This window comes from Agromyces cerinus (assembly GCF_016907835.1).
In the GTDB taxonomy this organism is placed as follows: domain Bacteria; phylum Actinomycetota; class Actinomycetes; order Actinomycetales; family Microbacteriaceae; genus Agromyces; species Agromyces nitratus.
This window is the reverse complement of sequence record NZ_JAFBCT010000001.1, coordinates 1,745,307-1,761,875: the sequence shown is the minus strand read 5'-3', so window position 1 is coordinate 1,761,875 and position 16,569 is coordinate 1,745,307. Positions and strand designations below refer to the sequence as shown.

Sequence of the window (16,569 nt, the reverse complement as noted above, 5' to 3'; positions counted from 1 at the left end):
GTGTCGCTGGGCCGTCGCTGGCCCTAGTTTTGGGGATATGGAGCCAATGCAGCCTGCCCCGCCGACCTCCAACATCTCGGTGCGTCGCGGCGAGCCGCTCGTGGTCATCGACCACGTCGACAAGCACTACGGCGAGCTGCACGTGCTGAACGACATCAACACCGTCGTGAACCGCGGCGAGGTCGTCGTCGTCATCGGTCCGAGCGGCTCGGGCAAGTCGACGCTCTGTCGTGCGATCAACCGTCTCGAGACCATCGATTCGGGCTCCATCGCCATCGACGGCGTGAAGCTGCCCGAAGAGGGCGCGGCGCTCGCGAAGCTGCGTGCCGACGTCGGCATGGTGTTCCAGTCGTTCAACCTGTTCGCGCACAAGACCGTGCTCGAGAACGTCACGCTCGCGCCGATCAGGGTCAAGCGGATGTCGCGCAAAGCGGCAGAGGCCGAGGCGATGAAGCTCCTCGAGCGCGTCGGCGTGGCGAACCAGGCGAAGAAGCTCCCGGCCCAGCTCTCGGGCGGCCAGCAGCAGCGTGTCGCCATCGCCCGTTCGCTCGCGATGAACCCCAAGCTCATCCTCATGGACGAGCCGACGAGCGCGCTCGACCCCGAGATGATCAACGAGGTGCTCGACGTCATGATCGGTCTGGCCAAAGACGGCATGACCATGATCGTCGTCACGCACGAGATGGGCTTCGCTCGCAAAGCAGCAGATCGAGTGCTGTTCATGGCCGACGGCAAGATCGTCGAAGAGGCGACCCCCGCGGAGTTCTTCGACCACCCGAAGTCCGATCGCGCGAAGGACTTCCTCTCGAAGATCCTCGAGCACTAGACCCGCGCCGCCACGAGCGGCGGGGATTCACCACACAGGAAAGAGGCAACGGACATGACACGCATGAGAATCGCCCTCGTCGCAGCCGCAGCGGCCGCAACACTTGCCTTCGCCGGCTGTGCCAGCGGCGGCGGCGGCGAAGCAGAGGAGTCGGCCGAGCCTGCTCCCACGTTCGAGGCGGGCACGACCATGGCCGCCCTGCAGGAGGCCGGCGAGATCACGATCGGCACGAAGTTCGACCAGCCTCTGTTCGGCCTGGTCGGTCCGTCGGGTGACCCGGAGGGCTTCGACGTCGAGATCGGCAAGATCATCGCCTCGGAGCTCGGCATCGACGAGGAGAACATCAACTGGACCGAGACCGTCTCGGCCAACCGCGAGCCGTTCATCGAGGGCGGCCAGGTCGACCTCGTCGTCGCCACTTACACGATCAACGACAAGCGCAAGGAGGTCGTCTCCTTCGCGGGCCCGTACTACGAGGCCGGTCAGTCGATCCTCGTGCTCGCCGACAACGACGACATCAAGAGCGAAGAAGACCTCGTCGGTCAGCCCGTCTGCTCGGTGACGGGTTCGACTCCTGCGGCGAACCTGAAGGAACTCGGCGCCGAGGTGCTGGAGACCGACACCTACTCCAACTGCCTCGAGCCGCTCCGCCAGGGCGACGTCGTCGCGGTGTCGACCGACAACGTGATCCTCGCGGGCCTCGTAGCCCAGAACGAGGGCGAGTTCAAGGTCGTCGGTGAGCCGTTCACCGAAGAGCCGTACGGAATCGGCGTGAAGCTCGACGACACCGACTTCCGCATGTTCATCAACGACGTGCTGGAAGAGGCCTACGAAGACGGCCGCTACGAGGAGGCATGGAACTCCACGGCCGGCACGGTGCTGCCGTTCGCCGACCCGCCCGCGGTCGACCGCTACTGATTCGAATGGACCCGGACCCCGATGGGGTCCGGGTCCACTCCCTCACCATCGAGAGGACCCGCGTGGACGTCGTCATCGCGAATCTCCCGCTCTACCTCCAGGGCTTCAGTGTCACGCTGCTGCTGCTCGCGGTCGGCGGGGTGGGCGCGCTCGTGCTCGGCACGCTCATCGCAGCCATGCGGATCTCGCCGATCGCGACGCTCCGCGTGATCGCCACGGTCTACACCGAGATCATCCGCAACACTCCGTTGACGCTCGTGGTGATCTTCTGCGCGATCATCCTGCCGATCCTGGGATCCGACCTCTCGTTTCTCGTTTCGGGCATGATCGCCCTCGCGGTCTACACGTCGCCGTTCATCGCGGAGGCGCTCCGGTCCGGCATCAACGGCGTGCCGGTCGGCCAGGCCGAGGCCGCGCGGAGCCTGGGTCTCGGCTTCGGCCTGACGGTCTCGATGATCGTGCTGCCGCAGGCGTTCCGCATGACCATCCCGCCGCTCATCAACGTCTTCATCGCGCTGACGAAGAACACCTCCGTCGTCGGTGGTGTCGGATTCGTGAGCGAGCTGTTCGGTGTCGGCCGCACCCTCGCGAATGCGAACGGCGATGCCGTCATCGCCATCCTCGTCGGCATCGCATTCTTCTACCTCATCGTGACCGTGCCGCTCGGCCTACTCGCGACGCAGCTCGAGCGGAAGTGGGTGGTGCAGCGATGAGCGGCGCCAGTGTCCTGTTTGACGCGCCCGGCCCCAAGGCTCGGCGTCTCTCCCGCATCTTCTCGGTCGTCACGGCCGTGCTGGTGGTGGCGGGCCTCGGCTGGGTCGTCGCCACGCTGAACGCGCCCCGCGAATCCGGCGGGATCACCCTGCCCGGGATGTTCGATCCGAGCCGCTGGGACATCGTGCAGGATCCCGAGATGTGGGGCTTCATCTTCTCGGTCGGTGTGTGGGGAACGCTCCGCGCCGCGATCGTCGCAGCCGTGCTCGCCATCGCACTCGGCATCGTCCTGTCACTGCTGCGCAGCTCGACGATCGCATGGGTCCGCATTCCGACCGCAGTGCTGATCGAGTTCTTCCGCGGCATGCCGGTGCTGCTGATGATGCTGTTCATCCTCCTCGTCGCCGGAACCGGCCAGTACTGGGCTGTCGTGTCCGCCCTGGCGATCTACAACGGCGCGCTGATCGGCGAGGCACTCCGCGCGGGCCTGGTGGCGCTGCCGAGAGGCCAGCGCGAGGCCGCCCTCAGCGTCGGAATGCGACCCCTGCAGTCCAAGATGCTCGTCGAGTTCCCGCAGGCGTTCCGCCAGATGCTGCCCATCATCGTCGCGCAGCTGGTCGTGCTGCTGAAGGACACGTCGCTCGCCTACATCGTGGGCTACCCCGAACTGCTCCGCGTCACGCTCAACAACCTGGGTAGCTTCTACGGCAACCGGTACCTGTTCACGCTGTGGTGCATCGCGTTCGTCCTCTACCTCGCGATGAACCTCTCGCTCTCGTGGTTCGCGCGCTGGCTGTCGCGGCGCACCGACCGTCGATACCACCCGGGCAAGGCCGGCCCGCGACCGGATGACCCGAGCCAGGCGCTGCTCCTCGCCGACGCCACGGCGGAGGCGAGCGAATCCGCACGCGGCCCGCTGCGTTGACGGCCGGCATCACGCCCGCACGATCCCCTGAGCCCGCCCGCTAGACTCGTTCCTTGTGTCCGAGCCCCGTGAAATCACCGAGCAGTCCGTCGAGTCCGCGGTCGCCGCGGCGCTCGCCGCGATCGCCTCGGCCGGCGATTCCGCCGCGCTGAAGGCCGTCCGCGCCGAGCACACCGGCGAGAAGAGCGAACTCGCCCAGTTGAACGCCCAGCTGCGCAACGTCCCCAACGAGCAGAAGGCCGCACTCGGCAAGCTCGTCGGCGGTGCGCGCGGTCGTGTGAACCAGGCGTTCACCGCCCGCGAGGCCGAGATCCTCGAGGCCGAGGCCGCCGAGCAACTCGCGGCCGAGACGGTGGACGTCACCGCGCTCGCCTCGCGGTACCGGGCGGGTGCGCGGCATCCGCTGTCGCTCCTGCAAGACCGGGTCTGCGACGTCTTCACCGGCATGGGCTGGGAGGTCGCCGAGGGGCCCGAGGTCGAGAGCGAGTGGTTCAACTTCGACGCGCTGAACTTCGACGCCGACCACCCTGCGCGTGCCATGCAGGACACCTTCTTCGTCGACCCGCCCGAGTCCCACCTCGTGCTGCGCACGCACACGAGCCCCGTGCAGATCCGCTCGATGCTCGAGCGCGAGCTGCCGCTCTACGTGCTCGCTCCGGGCCGCGTGTACCGAACCGACGAGTTCGACGCCACGCACCTGCCCGTCTTCATGCAGTTCGAGGGCGTCGCCGTCGACAAGGGCCTCACCATGGCGCACCTCAAGGGCACGCTCGACCACTTCGTGAAGTCGATCTTCGGCGACGAGGCGAAGATCCGCCTGCGCCCGAGCTTCTTCCCCTTCACCGAGCCATCGGCCGAACTCGACTTCTGGCACCCGACCTTCAAGGGCGGCGCGCGGTGGATCGAGTGGGGCGGCTGCGGCATGATGCACCCCAACGTGCTGAAGGCGGCCGGTATCGACCCCGAGGTCTACACCGGGTTCGCCTTCGGCATGGGCATCGAGCGCGGGCTCATGCTCCGCAACGACGTGCAGGACATGCGCGAAATGGTCGAGGGAGACATCCGCTTCTCCCAGCAGTTCGGAATGGTGGTCTGAGACATGCGAGTTCCACTGAGTTGGCTCGCCGAGTACGTCGAGCTCGTGCCGGGCACGACGCCTGAAGACGTGCATGCAGCGCTCGTCAAGGTCGGCCTCGAAGAGGAGGACGTGCACACGTTTGACCTCGAGGGCCCGATCGTCGTGGGCGAGGTGCTGGAGTTCGTCGAGGAGCCGCAGTCCAACGGCAAGACCATCCGCTGGTGCCAGGTGCGCGTCGCGGCCGACGGTGAGACCGCTGCCGACGGCGGCGACGCCGTGCACGGCATCGTCTGCGGTGCCCGCAACTTCTTCGTGGGCGACAAGGTCGTCGTGACGCTGCCGGGCGCCGTGCTGCCCGGCCCCTTCCCGATCGCCGCCCGCAAGACCTACGGGCACGTCTCCGATGGCATGATCGCCTCGGCGCGCGAGCTCGGCCTCGGCGAAGACCACGACGGCATCCTGCGGCTCTCGACGCTCGGCATCGACGCGCCCGTCGGCACCGATGCGATCAAGCTGCTCGGCCTCGACGACGCCGCCATCGAGATCAACGTCACCCCCGATCGCGGCTACGCGTTCTCGATCCGCGGGGTCGCCCGCGAGTACGCGCACGCCACCGGGGCGCGCTTCCGCGACCCGGTCGAGCAGGCGGCGCCGGCGGATGTCTCGGACGACGCGTTCTCCGTCGTGATCGACGACGCGGCCCCGATCCGCGGCAAGATCGGCTCCTCGGTCTTCGCCACGCGCATCGTGCGCGACGTCGACGCCTCCCGCCCGACGCCGGCGTGGATGATCGCGCGGCTGAAGCTCGCCGGCATCCGCTCGATCTCGCTGCTCGTCGACATCACGAACTACGTCATGCTCGAGCTCGGCCAGCCGATCCACGGGTACGACCTCGACCAGCTCCGCGGCGGCATCGTCGTGCGGCGCGCGACGCCGGGGGAGAAGTTCACCACGCTCGACGGCAAGGAGCGCACGCTCCACGTCGAGGACCTCGTCGTCACCGACGACCGCGGGCCGATCGGCCTCGGCGGCGTCATGGGCGGCGCTGAGACCGAGATGGGAGACGAGACGCGCAACGTGCTCGTCGAAGCCGCCAACTGGGACCCGGTGTCGATCGCGCGCACCGCGCGTCGCCACAAGCTGCCGAGCGAGGCCGCCAAGCGTTACGAGCGAGGTGTCGACCCCGAGATCGCGGCCGCGGCCGTCTCCCGCGTCGCGCAGCTCATGGTCGACCTCGCCGGGGGCACCGCCGATGCAGGCGGCTCCCTGATCTCCACGGCTCCGGCGCGCGAGGCGATCCTCTTGCCCGCCGGCTTCGTCTCGTCGATCATCGGCGTCGAGTACACCGAAGACGAGGTGCACGACGCCCTCGCCGAGATCGGCGGCGTCATCACCGCCGTCGACGGCGGATTCTCGGTCGTGCCGCCGGCCTGGCGCCCCGACTTGACGGGCCGCGAAGAGCTCGCGGAGGAGGTCGCCCGACTGATCGGCTACGACCGCATCCCCTCGGTGCTGCCCGTCGCGCCTCCCGGCCGCGGACTCACCCGCTCGCAGCGGCTGCGCCGGCGCACCGCCGACACGCTCGCGGCGGCAGGATCGGTCGAGGTGCTCTCCTTCCCGTTCGTCTCCGACGCCGACAACGCGGTGTTCGGCAGTGCCGACGGCGCCCCCGTGGCATCCGTGCGCATCGCGAACGCGCTCGACCAGACGGTGCCGTTCCTGCGTCGTTCGCTCGTGCCCGGCCTGATCGGCGCCGCGCGACGCAACCTCTCGCGCGGCCTCACCGACCTCGACCTCTTCGAGATCGGCACGGTGTTCCTGCCCGAGACGGGTCGCACCTACGGTTCGCTCGAGCTGCCCGTGGGCGACGAGAAGCCGAGCGACGAGGTGCTCGCGGCGCTCGACGCCGGCATCCCGCCGCAGCCGCGCCATCTCGGTGCGCTCATCGTCGGCGACGTCGTGGTGAAGCAGCCGGGTCAGCCCGCGGTGCCCGCCGGCATCGCCGACGCGCTCGACGTCGTGCGCCAGGTCGAACTCGCGACCGGTGCGCGCATCGACGTCGCGCAGGGTTCGCACCAGGCGATGCACCCCGGCCGCACGGCAGAGCTCCGCGTCGACGGCACCCTCGTCGGCTTCGCCGGCGAACTGCTGCCGGTGCTCGCCGCCGAAGCCGACCTGCCGCGGGTGGTCGCCGTCGTCGAGCTCGATCTCGACGCCGTCATCGCGCTGACCGAGCCCGCCCTCGAAGCGCGCACGATCGACACGATGCCCGCCGCGACGCAGGACCTCTCGCTCATCGTTCCCGTCGAGGTCGCAGCGGCCGAGGTCGCCGCGGCGATCCGCGAGGGCGCGGGCTCGCTGCTCGAGCACCTCTCGATCGTCGACGACTACCGCGGCCAGGGCGTGCCCGCCGGGGCGAAGAGCCTGACGTTCGCGCTCCGGTTCCGGGCCGACGACCGCACGCTCACGGCGGCCGAGGCCAGTGAGGCGAAGCTCGCCGGTGCGGCGCTCGCGAACGACCGCTTCGGGGCGACCGTCCGCGAATGACCCCGCGCGCACGATCCGTCGGCGACGTCGTCGCGGCCATCGATTCGGTGGGCGCGCGGCGTGCCGGCCGGCGGATGGTGGTCGGGGTCTCCGGCTTCGGCGGCGCGGGCAAGTCCACGCTCGCCCGGGCGCTGGTCGGCGAGATCGACGGCGCCGTGCGGTTGCGGGGGGACGACTTCCTCGAACCCGCGCGCTCGCATCACCGATCACCCGACTGGGACGGCGTCGAGCGGCACCGCATCCGCGATGAGGTGCTCGATCCGTTCCTCGCCGGCCGACCGGCCGCGTTCCGCCGGTACGACTGGTCGGCCCGCGAGCTGGGCGCGCCCGAAAGGCTCGAGCCGGCCGACGTGCTCGTGCTCGACGCCGTCGGGATCTTCCATCCCGACCTCGACGGATTCCTCGACCTGCGGGTCTGGGTCGACGTCGACCTCGAGGAGGCGACCCGGCGCGGCATGGCCCGCGACGCCGCCGAGGGGCGCCTGCACGAGGAGTTCTGGCGCGACATCTGGGTGCCGAACGAACGCGACTTCGCTGCGGCCTTCGACCCGCGCGGCCACGCCGACCTCTGGTACGAGCCCGCGGGGGGCGACGGCGCCTGACGTCACGCGTTTGCACGGTGCCACCCGCCCCGGATAGGGTCGCCTGTATGTCCGCCGCTCGGTTCGCAGTCCCCGCACGCATCTCGCGTGTCGTCGTGGTGCGCAGCCGACGTCGTGGCGAGCGCCGACTCTAGGCGACCCCGCATGCGGCAACGAGGCCGTCAGCAGGTGTCGCCGGAGCCATCCTCGACCACTCCGACCTTTCAGGTCGTGTGCGTCGCCGGGAGCCAACCTCGACCACTCCGACCTTTAAGGTCGTGTGCTTGGCCGGGAGCCGACCTCGACCACTTCAGACCTTTAAGGTGGAACCATGACGTTCACCGTCGCCGTTTCCGGCGCGTCCGGCTATGCCGGAGGCGAGATCCTTCGCCTCCTCGCCGACCATCCCGATTTCGATGTGCGCACCGTGACCGCGCACTCCAACGCCGGCCAGCCGCTCATCGCGGTGCAGCCGCACCTGCGCAGCTATACGCATCTCACGCTGAAGGACACGACGGCCGAGAACCTCGCCGGTCACGACATCGTGTTCCTCGCGCTGCCGCACGGGGCATCCGGTGCGATCGCCGCGCAGCTGCCGGCCGAGACCCTCGTGATCGACTGCGGTGCCGACCACCGACTCGAGAGCAAGGCCGACTGGGCGGCGTTCTACGGCGGTGACTTCCACGGCGCGTGGACCTACGGGGTGCCCGAGCTTCCGCGCCTGTCGGGCACGCAGCGCGACCGGCTCGCCAAGACGAAGCGCATCGCGGCGCCGGGCTGCAACGCCTCCACCGTCGCGTTGTCGCTCGCGCCCGGCATCCGTGCCGGCGTCATCGAGGCCTCCGATATCGTGTCGGTGCTCGCGGTCGGCCCATCGGGTGCCGGCAAGAGCTTGAAGGCGCACCTGCTCGGCTCCGAGCTCCTCGGCTCGGCGAACCCGTACTCGGTCGGCGGCGTGCATCGCCACATCCCCGAGATCCAGCAGGCGCTGCGCTGGGCGGGCGGCGGCAACCCCACCATCTCGTTCACCCCGGTCATCGTGCCGATGTCGCGGGGCATCCTCGCGACCTCGACGGCGCGCATCGTGCCCGGCACGGATGCCGCGACGGTCCGTGCGGCATGGGAGGACGCCTACGCGGGCGAGCGCTTCGTGCAGCTGCTGCCCGAAGGCCAGTTCCCGCGGACCGCCGACGTGCTCGGTGCGAACACCGCGCTCCTCGGCCTCCAGATCGACGAGAACTCGGGCCGCGTCGTCGTGGTCGCCGCCGTCGACAACCTCGTGAAGGGCACCGCGGGTGCCGCCATCCAGTCCGCGAACATCGCACTCGGGCTCACCGAGTCGACCGGACTGCCCGTGAACGGAGTCGCCCCGTGACCGTCACCCATCCGCAGGGATTCGAGGCCGCGGGCATCGCCGCGGGCATCAAGCGCTCGGGCGCACTCGACCTCGCCCTCGTCGTGAACCGCGGGCCCGCGCAGCAGGCGGCGGTCGTGTTCACCTCGAACCGCGCGCAGGCCAACCCGATCATCTGGTCGAAGCAGGTCGCGGCCGACGGCATCGTGTCGGCGATCGTGCTGAACTCGGGCGGCGCGAACTGCTTCACCGGGCCCGAGGGGTTCCAGGTCACGCACCGCACGGCCGAGGCCGTCGCGTCGGGGCTGGGAATCGCAGCCGGCGACGTGCTCGTCTGCTCGACCGGACTCATCGGCGACCAGCTCGACGGCGAGGTGCTCGAAGAGGGCGTCGTCTCGGCCCTCGCCCGTCTCTCGACCGATGGCGGCGACGATGCGGCCCGTGCGATCATGACCACCGACTCGAAGCCGAAGCAGGTCGTCGTCGAGGGCGACGGCTGGTCGATCGGCGGCATCGCGAAGGGCGCCGGCATGCTGGCGCCGGGGCTCGCGACGATGCTGGTGGTCGTGACGACGGATGCCGCGTTGCCGGCCGATGACCTCGACACCGCGCTCCGCGCCGCCACCCGCGTGACCTTCGATCGGCTCGACTCCGACGGCTGCATGTCGACGAACGACCAGGTCTCGCTGCTCTCCTCCGGGGCGTCGGGCGTCACGCCTGATCTCGGCGAGTTCACCGCGGCACTCACCGAGGCGTGCCGCAACCTCGCGTTGCAGCTGCAGGCCGACGCCGAGGGCGCGAGCCACGACATCGCGATCGAGGTCGTCGGTGCGGTGACCGAAGACGACGCGGTCGAGGTCGGCCGCTCGGTCGCCCGCAACAACCTCTTCAAGGCGGCGATCTTCGGAAACGACCCCAACTGGGGCCGGGTGCTCGCCGCGATCGGCACCACGAGCGCGCCGTTCGATCCGTACCTCGTCGACGTCTCGATGAACGGGGTGCGCGTCTGCCACGCCGGACGCCCCGACGCTCCTCGAGACGAGGTCGACCTCACGCCGCGCGCGACGCACGTGCTCATCGAGCTGCACGCCGGCGAGGCATCCGCCACCATCTTCACGAACGATCTCACGCACGACTACGTGCACGAGAACAGCGCCTACGCGAGTTGAGCATGAGCGACGAGACAGAACCAGAAGACACCAACGACGCCGCGGCGAAAGCCCAGGTGCTCATCGATTCGCTGCCCTGGCTGAAGCGCTTCCACGGCGAGACGATCGTGGTGAAGTTCGGCGGCAACGCCATGGTGAGCCCCGAACTGCAGCGCGCGTTCGCCGAAGACATGGTCTACCTGCGCTACGCGGGCATCAAGCCCGTCGTCGTGCACGGCGGCGGCCCCCAGATCTCGGCGATGCTCGAGCGGCTCGGCATTGCGAGCGAGTTCCGCGGCGGCTACCGGGTCACGACCCCCGAGACGATGGACGTCGTGCGCATGGTGCTCTCGGGCCAGGTGAACCGAGAGCTCGTCTCGCTCATCAACGAGCACGGACCGCTCGCCTCGGGCCTCTCGGGCGAAGACGCCGGCCTCTTCACCGGGCGCCGGCGCGGCGCGATCGTCGACGGCGAAGAGGTCGACCTCGGGCTCGTGGGCGACGTCGTCGCGGTCGACCCGGCCGCGGTGCTCGCCGAACTCGCTGCCGAGCGCATTCCCGTGGTGTCGTCGATCGCCCCCGACGGCGACGTGACCGGGCAGTCGCTCAACGTGAACGCCGATTCGGCTGCTGCATCGCTCGCCGTCGCTCTCGGCGCGGCGAAGCTCGTGATCCTCACCGACGTGGCGGGCCTCTACCGCGATTGGCCGAACCGCGACTCGCTCGTCTCGGTCATCGACGTGCCCTCGCTCGTCGAACTGCTGCCGAGTCTCGAGTCGGGCATGATCCCCAAGATGGCCGCGTGCCTCGAGGCCGTCGAGGGCGGCGTCGCGAAGGCTGCGATCATCGACGGCCGGGTGCCGCACTCGATCCTGCTCGAGGTCTTCACGCAGTCGGGCATCGGCACCGAGGTGGTGGCGGCATGAACGACTGGCAGCTGCGGTTCGACCAGCGCATCATGCGCTCCATCGGCATGCCGCTCGCGAAGCTCGAGCACGGTTCGGGCGCCTGGGTGACGGATGCCGCGGGCACGACGTACCTGGACTTCCTCGCGGGCATCGCGGTGAACTCCCTCGGGCACGCCCATCCGGTGTTCGTCGAGGCGGTCACGGCGCAGGCGTCGAAGCTCGCACACGTCTCGAACTACTTCACGACCGAGCCTGCGCTCGAGCTCGCCGAGCGCCTCGTGCGCCTCGCCGGTGCGGGGCCCGACGGGCGCGCCTGGTTCGGCAACTCGGGCGCCGAGGCGAATGAGGCCGCGTTCAAGCTCGCCCGGCTCAACAACTCGGGTGGCGCACGCACCCGCGTGATCGCGCTCGTCGACGCCTTCCACGGGCGCACGATGGGTTCGCTCGCGCTCACCGGCAAGCCGCACATGCGGGCGCCGTTCGAGCCGATGGCGGGGGGAGTGGAGCACATCCCCGCGACGATCGAGGCGCTCGAGGCATCCATCGACGACGCGGTCGCTGCCGTCTTCGTCGAGCCCATCCAGGGCGAGGCCGGCGTCGTCGAACTGCCCGAGGGGTTCCTCGAGCGGGCGCGCGAGCTGACGCTCCGCCACGGCGCGCTGCTCATCGTCGACGAGATCCAGACCGGTGCCGGGCGCACCGGAGCATGGTTCGGCTTCCAGCACGACGGCATCACGCCCGACGCGATCACGGTGGCGAAGGGCATCGGCGGCGGCATCCCGATCGGCGGGCTCATCACCTTCGGCCGAGCCTCCGAGCTCTACCAGAAGGGCCACCACGGCTCGACGTTCGGCGGCAATCCGCTCGCGACCGCGGTGGCGAATGCCGTGCTCGGCGAGATCGAGCGCGCCCGTCTCGTCGAGAACGCCGCCAGGCGCGGTCCGCAGCTGCGCAAGCGGATCGAGGCGATCGGCTCGCCGCTCGTCGCGGGCACGCGCGGCCGGGGACTCCTCATCGGAGTGGCCCTCACGGCGCCGGTCGCCGGCGACGTCGTCGCCCACGCCATGCGTCACGAACTCATCGTGAACGCCGCCAACGACACCACCATCCGCATCGCGCCGCCGCTCATCATCGGCGACGCCGAGATCGACGAGTTCGAGGCGCGCTTCGCGCGCGCCCTCGTCGACGCTCACCCGTACTGACCCGACCGACCTCTCCACGAACGGATGTACCGCATGACCCGCCACTTCCTCCGCGACGACGACCTCACCCAGGCCGAGCAGACCGAGATCCTCGACCTCGCCGAGCAGCTGAAGGCCGACCGCTGGTCGCAGACGCCGCTCGCCGGCCCGCAGACCGTCGCCGTGATCTTCGACAAGTCCTCCACCCGCACGCGCGTGTCGTTCGCCGTCGGCATCGCCGATCTCGGCGGCTCGCCGCTCATCATCTCGACGGCGAACAGCCAGCTCGGCGGCAAGGAGACCCCCTCCGACACCGCTCGCGTGCTCGAGCGCATGGTCTCGGCGATCGTCTGGCGCACCTACGCGCAGTCGGGCCTCGAGGAGATGGCCGCCGGCACGACCGTGCCCGTCGTCAACGCCCTCTCCGACGACTTCCACCCGTGCCAGCTGCTCGCCGACCTGCTCACCATCCGCGAGCACAAGGGCCGGCTCGCCGGCCTCACGGTCACCTTCCTCGGCGACGGCCGCAGCAACATGGCCCAGTCGTACCTGCTCGCGGGCGCCACGGCGGGCATGCACGTGCGCATCGCCGCTCCGGCGGAGTTCGCCCCCGAGGCATCCGTCGTCGCGGATGCCGAGCGCATCGCGTCCACGACCGGGGGCTCCGTCGCCATCGTCACCGACGCGCGCGAGTCCGTGACCGGTGCCGACGTCGTCGTCACCGACACCTGGGTGTCGATGGGCAAGGAGGAGGAGAAGGCGCATCGCGTCGCCACCTTCGGCGGGTACCAGGTCGACGCCGAACTCATGTCGCACGCGGCATCCGATGCGGTGTTCATGCACTGCCTGCCCGCCGACCGCGGCTACGAGGTCAGCGCCGAGGTCATCGACGGCCCGCAGTCGATCATCTGGGACGAGGCCGAGAACCGCCTGCACGCGCAGAAGGCGCTGCTGGTCTGGCTGCTCGCGAGGAAGGACGCCTGATGAGCGACGTGAACGGCACCGACGGCACGGCGGGCACCGAGCCCGGGGCCGAGGCCCACGGCACCAACGAGGGCTCGCTCTGGGGTGCTCGATTCGCGAGTGGCCCGTCGCCCGAGCTGCAGCGCCTCTCGAAGTCGACGCACTTCGACTGGCAGCTTGCGGGCTACGACCTCGCCGGCTCACGCGCACACGCCCGCGCGCTGGCCGCGGCCGGATACCTGGAGGCCGACGAACTCGAGGCCATGCTCGCAGGGCTCGACACCCTCGAGGCGCGCGTCGTGTCGGGCGAGATCGTCGCCGGGGAGGCCGACGAAGACGTGCACGGCGCCCTCGAGGCCGCACTGATCACCATCGTCGGCTCCGAGCTCGGCGGCAAGCTCCGCGCGGGCCGCAGCCGCAACGACCAGATCGCCACGCTCGTGCGGCTCTACCTGAAGGACCACGCCGCGACCATCGGTCGCGACCTCGTGCACCTCATCGACGCGCTCGCCGCGCAGGCCGACGCACATCGCACGGCCATCATGCCGGGGCGAACGCACCTGCAGCACGCGCAGCCGGTGCTGCTCGCCCATCACCTGCTCGCGCACGCCTGGGCGCTGTCGCGCGACCTCGAGCGCCTCGTCGACTGGACGAAGCGAGCGGATGTCTCGCCCTACGGCGGGGGAGCCCTCGCCGGGTCGACGCTCGGCCTCGACGCGGCATCCGTCGCCCGCGACCTCGGGCTCGCGAGCCCCGCCGAGAACTCGATCGATGCGACCGCGAGCCGCGACGTCGTCGCCGAGTTCGCGTTCGTGACGGCGATGATCGGCATCGACCTCTCGCGCTTCGCCGAGGAGATCATCCTCTGGAACACCCGCGAGTTCGGCTTCGTCACGCTGCACGACGGCTACTCGACCGGGTCGTCGATCATGCCGCAGAAGAAGAACCCCGACATCGCCGAGCTCGCGCGCGGCAAGTCGGGCCGTCTCATCGGCAATCTCACGGGGCTGCTCGCGACGCTGAAGGCGCTGCCGCTCGCCTACAACCGCGACCTGCAGGAGGACAAGGAGCCCGTCTTCGACTCCGTCGAGACGCTCGAGGTGCTGCTGCCGGCGTTCACGGGCATGGTCGCCACGCTCACCTTCCACACCGAGCGCATGGCCGAGCTCGCACCGGCCGGCTTCTCGCTGGCGACGGATGTCGCGGAGTGGCTCGTGAAGCGGCGCGTGCCGTTCCGCGATGCCCACGAGATCACCGGTGCCCTCGTGCGATACGCCGAGGAGCACTCGCTCGAGCTCGACGCCGTCGACGACGCCGCACTCGCGGCGATCTCGCCGCACCTCACGCCCGACGTGCGCGAGGTGCTCACGGTCGAGGGCTCGGTCGCGAGCCGTGACGGCATCGGCGGCACCGCTCCCGTGCGGGTCGCCGAACAGTTCTCCCGCCTCGCCGATCGCGTGCGGCACCTCGTCGCGGGCCTGCCGGAGGCGCGCAGCTGAGCGGACTCGTCGCCCCTGGCCGGGAGTTCTTCGAACAGGATCCCGTCGTGCTCGCACCACTCCTGCTCGGAGCGGTGCTGAGTTACGACGCGCCCGACGGGCGGGTGGCGATCCGCCTCTCGGAGCTCGAGGCGTACCGGGGCGTCGGCGAGGATCCCGGTTCGCACGCGTTCCGGGGGCGCACGCCGCGCAACGCGGTGATGTTCGGCGAGCCCGGGCACCTGTACGCGTATTTCAGCTACGGCATGCACGTCTGCCTGAACATCGTCGCGCGTCCGGCGGGCTCCTCATCGGGTGTGCTCATGCGCGGTGCGACCGTGGTCGACGGTCTCGACCTGGCGAGGAGCCGTCGGCCCGGCGTGAACGATCGGGACCTCGCGAGAGGGCCCGGCCGGCTCGCGAAGGCGCTCGGCGTGCCGCTCGACGCCGGCGGCAGCGACTTGCTGGCACCGCCGTTCACGCTGCAGGTGGTGCAGACACCGCTCCATGCCGCGAGCGGCCCGCGCACTGGCGTCGGCGGCGAAGGCGGTGGCTCGCAGTACCCGTGGCGCTTCTGGCTGCCCGGCGACGAGGGCGTCTCGCCGTATCGGCGGCACAAGCTCGCGGCGGAGTGACGGGCGCCGCCACGTGGCATCCGCTGATCGCGGTGCGCCGCAGCAGGTTGCGAGCGCTCAGCGCAATGCGAGATGCACGACGAGTGCGCCGGCGCACGCCCAGATGAGGCTCGCGAAGGTGCCGATGATGAATCGCTCGCGCGCCTCGGGCGCCTCGAGTTCGGTGAAGCGGCCGACACCCTTGATGGCGACGACGATCGCGAGCGCCTCTGGGAAGCCGGCGATGATGGCGCCCGCCGAGGCGACGCGCTCGAGCACGCCGATCGTCAGGCCGCCGCGCAGCACTTCGCGCTTGGCGGTGGCTTGCACGCCGCGATGCTCCTCGTCGGCCGTTCGCTTCTCGGCGACGATGATGCCGCCGTGGAGTCCCGGTGCCACGGTGCCGCCCATCGCGAGGTCGAGCGCCGTGGCGGCAGCCGGGCTGCCGCCGAAGACGGCGACGGTGAGGCCGAGCACGGTGATGAGCGGCGCGAGGCCGAACTGTGCGGGGCCGCTCGCCGACGCCGCTGCGAGCAGCGCCACGCCGAGCGTGCCTGCCGCGAACCAGATGTAGGCGCGCCGCGGGCGCAGATAGGCGAGCACCGAGAGCGCCGCCGCGGCGACCAGCGAGACCACCAGGGCCGACCAGGTGATGGCGTCGGCGATGATGACGAAGTGGTTCATGCGTGGGCTCCCGTCGATTCGTCGAGGTTCTCGAGCAGCCTAGCGAGCGCCGGCACGGCGTCGAGCTCTGCGCGGATGTTCGCCGACCTCATGCGCGAGCTGATCGCCGGGGCGCTCACGCCGAGCTCATCGGCGATCTCGGTCTGCAGGGCACCGGCGACGATGCGGTCGTAGACCTCCCAGCCCTGGTCGGACCTGCGCTCGCGGAGGAGGAGGGCGAGCTTGAACAGTGCCTCGACGTGTTCGGCGTCGCCGTGGGCCGCCTCGATCGCGAGCCTGGGCGAGCTCTTCTTCGCGCGCTCGACCGCATCGCGTGCTGCGAAGAACGCCTCGCCGCTCGCCTCCCGGATGTCGGCCGGAAGCGGGTCGCGAACGTCGCCGCATCCGATGCCGACGCTCCAGGCCCCGTCGCGGGTGAGTTCGAACACGACCTCGACGACGGTGCGCGCGTCGCGGGTGAGCAGCTGGAGCTCGTCGCCTGCGTTTCGCGCGACCGGCAGCAGCAGCTTCTCGCCGTGCGCGCGCTGGATGCGGTCGCGCTCGGCGCCGGCGAGATCGGCCTGCGTGCGACTGGAGACCTGGTCCGCGGTGACGACGAGCATGATGGCTCCTTCAGTCTGTAGCCTTTATCTGTAGTCGAATAAGCATAC

Annotated in this window: 16 protein-coding genes; 14 read left to right on the top strand and 2 right to left on the bottom strand. The window is 70.2% G+C overall.

Annotation, left to right across the window (positions count from 1 at the left end; translation table 11 throughout):
* Positions 1-37: 37 nt before the first annotated feature.
* The 14 genes from JOE59_RS08185 (at position 38) to JOE59_RS08120 (ending at position 15,256) form a co-directional block, all read left to right on the top strand.
* Positions 38-826 (top strand): amino acid ABC transporter ATP-binding protein, encoded by a 789-nt coding sequence (locus tag JOE59_RS08185; protein ID WP_374191120.1) that lies wholly within the window; start codon positions 38-40, stop codon positions 824-826.
* A 54-nt stretch (positions 827-880) separates the two neighbouring features.
* Complete coding sequence (locus JOE59_RS08180) at positions 881-1,744, top strand: glutamate ABC transporter substrate-binding protein (protein ID WP_204459728.1); 864 nt, start codon at positions 881-883, stop codon at positions 1,742-1,744.
* Between the two features lie 62 nt (positions 1,745-1,806).
* A complete protein-coding gene (locus JOE59_RS08175) occupies positions 1,807-2,457 on the top strand; it encodes an amino acid ABC transporter permease (RefSeq protein ID WP_204459727.1) in 651 nt (216 codons plus the stop codon).
* Positions 2,454-3,383, top strand: a complete 930-nt coding sequence (locus JOE59_RS08170; RefSeq protein ID WP_204459726.1) for an amino acid ABC transporter permease — start codon at positions 2,454-2,456, stop codon at positions 3,381-3,383. Before JOE59_RS08175 ends, JOE59_RS08170 begins: the two co-directional genes overlap by 4 nt.
* Before the next feature lie 55 nt (positions 3,384-3,438).
* Positions 3,439-4,479, top strand: coding sequence for a phenylalanine--tRNA ligase subunit alpha (pheS, locus tag JOE59_RS08165; RefSeq protein WP_204459724.1), 1,041 nt, complete (start codon positions 3,439-3,441; stop codon positions 4,477-4,479).
* Between the two features lie 3 nt (positions 4,480-4,482).
* Complete coding sequence (gene pheT / locus JOE59_RS08160; RefSeq protein ID WP_204459723.1) at positions 4,483-7,008, top strand: phenylalanine--tRNA ligase subunit beta; 2,526 nt, start codon at positions 4,483-4,485, stop codon at positions 7,006-7,008.
* Positions 7,005-7,610, top strand: coding sequence for a uridine kinase family protein (locus JOE59_RS08155; protein WP_239560151.1), 606 nt, complete (start codon positions 7,005-7,007; stop codon positions 7,608-7,610). The genes pheT and JOE59_RS08155 overlap by 4 nt, the downstream gene beginning before the upstream one ends.
* Before the next feature lie 310 nt (positions 7,611-7,920).
* Complete coding sequence (gene argC / locus JOE59_RS08150) at positions 7,921-8,964, top strand: N-acetyl-gamma-glutamyl-phosphate reductase (RefSeq protein ID WP_204459722.1); 1,044 nt, start codon at positions 7,921-7,923, stop codon at positions 8,962-8,964.
* Positions 8,961-10,112, top strand: coding sequence for a bifunctional glutamate N-acetyltransferase/amino-acid acetyltransferase ArgJ (gene argJ, locus JOE59_RS08145; RefSeq protein WP_204459719.1), 1,152 nt, complete (start codon positions 8,961-8,963; stop codon positions 10,110-10,112). The genes argC and argJ overlap by 4 nt, the downstream gene beginning before the upstream one ends.
* A 2-nt stretch (positions 10,113-10,114) precedes the next feature.
* Entirely contained in the window at positions 10,115-11,017 is a 903-nt protein-coding gene (gene argB / locus JOE59_RS08140; RefSeq protein WP_204459718.1) for an acetylglutamate kinase, read from the top strand.
* Positions 11,014-12,201, top strand: coding sequence for an acetylornithine transaminase (locus JOE59_RS08135; RefSeq protein ID WP_204459717.1), 1,188 nt, complete (start codon positions 11,014-11,016; stop codon positions 12,199-12,201). The genes argB and JOE59_RS08135 overlap by 4 nt, the downstream gene beginning before the upstream one ends.
* A gap of 33 nt (positions 12,202-12,234) precedes the next feature.
* A complete protein-coding gene (gene argF / locus JOE59_RS08130; RefSeq protein WP_204459716.1) occupies positions 12,235-13,164 on the top strand; it encodes an ornithine carbamoyltransferase in 930 nt (309 codons plus the stop codon).
* Positions 13,164-14,642: an argininosuccinate lyase gene (argH, locus tag JOE59_RS08125; RefSeq protein WP_204459715.1), complete on the top strand. Its 1,479-nt coding sequence runs from the start codon at positions 13,164-13,166 to the stop codon at positions 14,640-14,642. Before argF ends, argH begins: the two co-directional genes overlap by 1 nt.
* Positions 14,639-15,256: a DNA-3-methyladenine glycosylase gene (locus JOE59_RS08120; protein WP_204463312.1), complete on the top strand. Its 618-nt coding sequence runs from the start codon at positions 14,639-14,641 to the stop codon at positions 15,254-15,256. The genes argH and JOE59_RS08120 overlap by 4 nt, the downstream gene beginning before the upstream one ends.
* 57 nt (positions 15,257-15,313) lie before the next feature.
* On the opposite strand, the gene JOE59_RS08115 is transcribed toward JOE59_RS08120, so the two are convergent.
* Both JOE59_RS08115 and JOE59_RS08110 read right to left on the bottom strand, forming a co-directional pair.
* Complete coding sequence (locus tag JOE59_RS08115) at positions 15,314-15,919, bottom strand: hypothetical protein (RefSeq protein WP_204459714.1); 606 nt, start codon at positions 15,917-15,919, stop codon at positions 15,314-15,316.
* Complete coding sequence (locus JOE59_RS08110) at positions 15,916-16,521, bottom strand: DNA-binding protein (RefSeq protein WP_204459713.1); 606 nt, start codon at positions 16,519-16,521, stop codon at positions 15,916-15,918. The genes JOE59_RS08115 and JOE59_RS08110 overlap by 4 nt, the downstream gene beginning before the upstream one ends.
* Positions 16,522-16,569: the final 48 nt, after the last annotated feature.

Coding starts and splice junctions, on each gene's coding strand:
- JOE59_RS08185 (WP_374191120.1), top strand. CDS start 38: ATGGAGCCAATGCAGCCTGCCCCGCCGACCTCCAACATCTCGGTGCGT.
- JOE59_RS08180 (WP_204459728.1), top strand. CDS start 881: ATGACACGCATGAGAATCGCCCTCGTCGCAGCCGCAGCGGCCGCAACA.
- JOE59_RS08170 (WP_204459726.1), top strand. CDS start 2,454: ATGAGCGGCGCCAGTGTCCTGTTTGACGCGCCCGGCCCCAAGGCTCGG.
- pheT (WP_204459723.1), top strand. CDS start 4,483: ATGCGAGTTCCACTGAGTTGGCTCGCCGAGTACGTCGAGCTCGTGCCG.
- JOE59_RS08155 (WP_239560151.1), top strand. CDS start 7,005: ATGACCCCGCGCGCACGATCCGTCGGCGACGTCGTCGCGGCCATCGAT.
- argC (WP_204459722.1), top strand. CDS start 7,921: ATGACGTTCACCGTCGCCGTTTCCGGCGCGTCCGGCTATGCCGGAGGC.
- argB (WP_204459718.1), top strand. CDS start 10,115: ATGAGCGACGAGACAGAACCAGAAGACACCAACGACGCCGCGGCGAAA.
- JOE59_RS08135 (WP_204459717.1), top strand. CDS start 11,014: ATGAACGACTGGCAGCTGCGGTTCGACCAGCGCATCATGCGCTCCATC.
- argF (WP_204459716.1), top strand. CDS start 12,235: ATGACCCGCCACTTCCTCCGCGACGACGACCTCACCCAGGCCGAGCAG.
- argH (WP_204459715.1), top strand. CDS start 13,164: ATGAGCGACGTGAACGGCACCGACGGCACGGCGGGCACCGAGCCCGGG.
- JOE59_RS08115 (WP_204459714.1), bottom strand. CDS start 15,919: ATGAACCACTTCGTCATCATCGCCGACGCCATCACCTGGTCGGCCCTG.
- JOE59_RS08110 (WP_204459713.1), bottom strand. CDS start 16,521: ATGCTCGTCGTCACCGCGGACCAGGTCTCCAGTCGCACGCAGGCCGAT.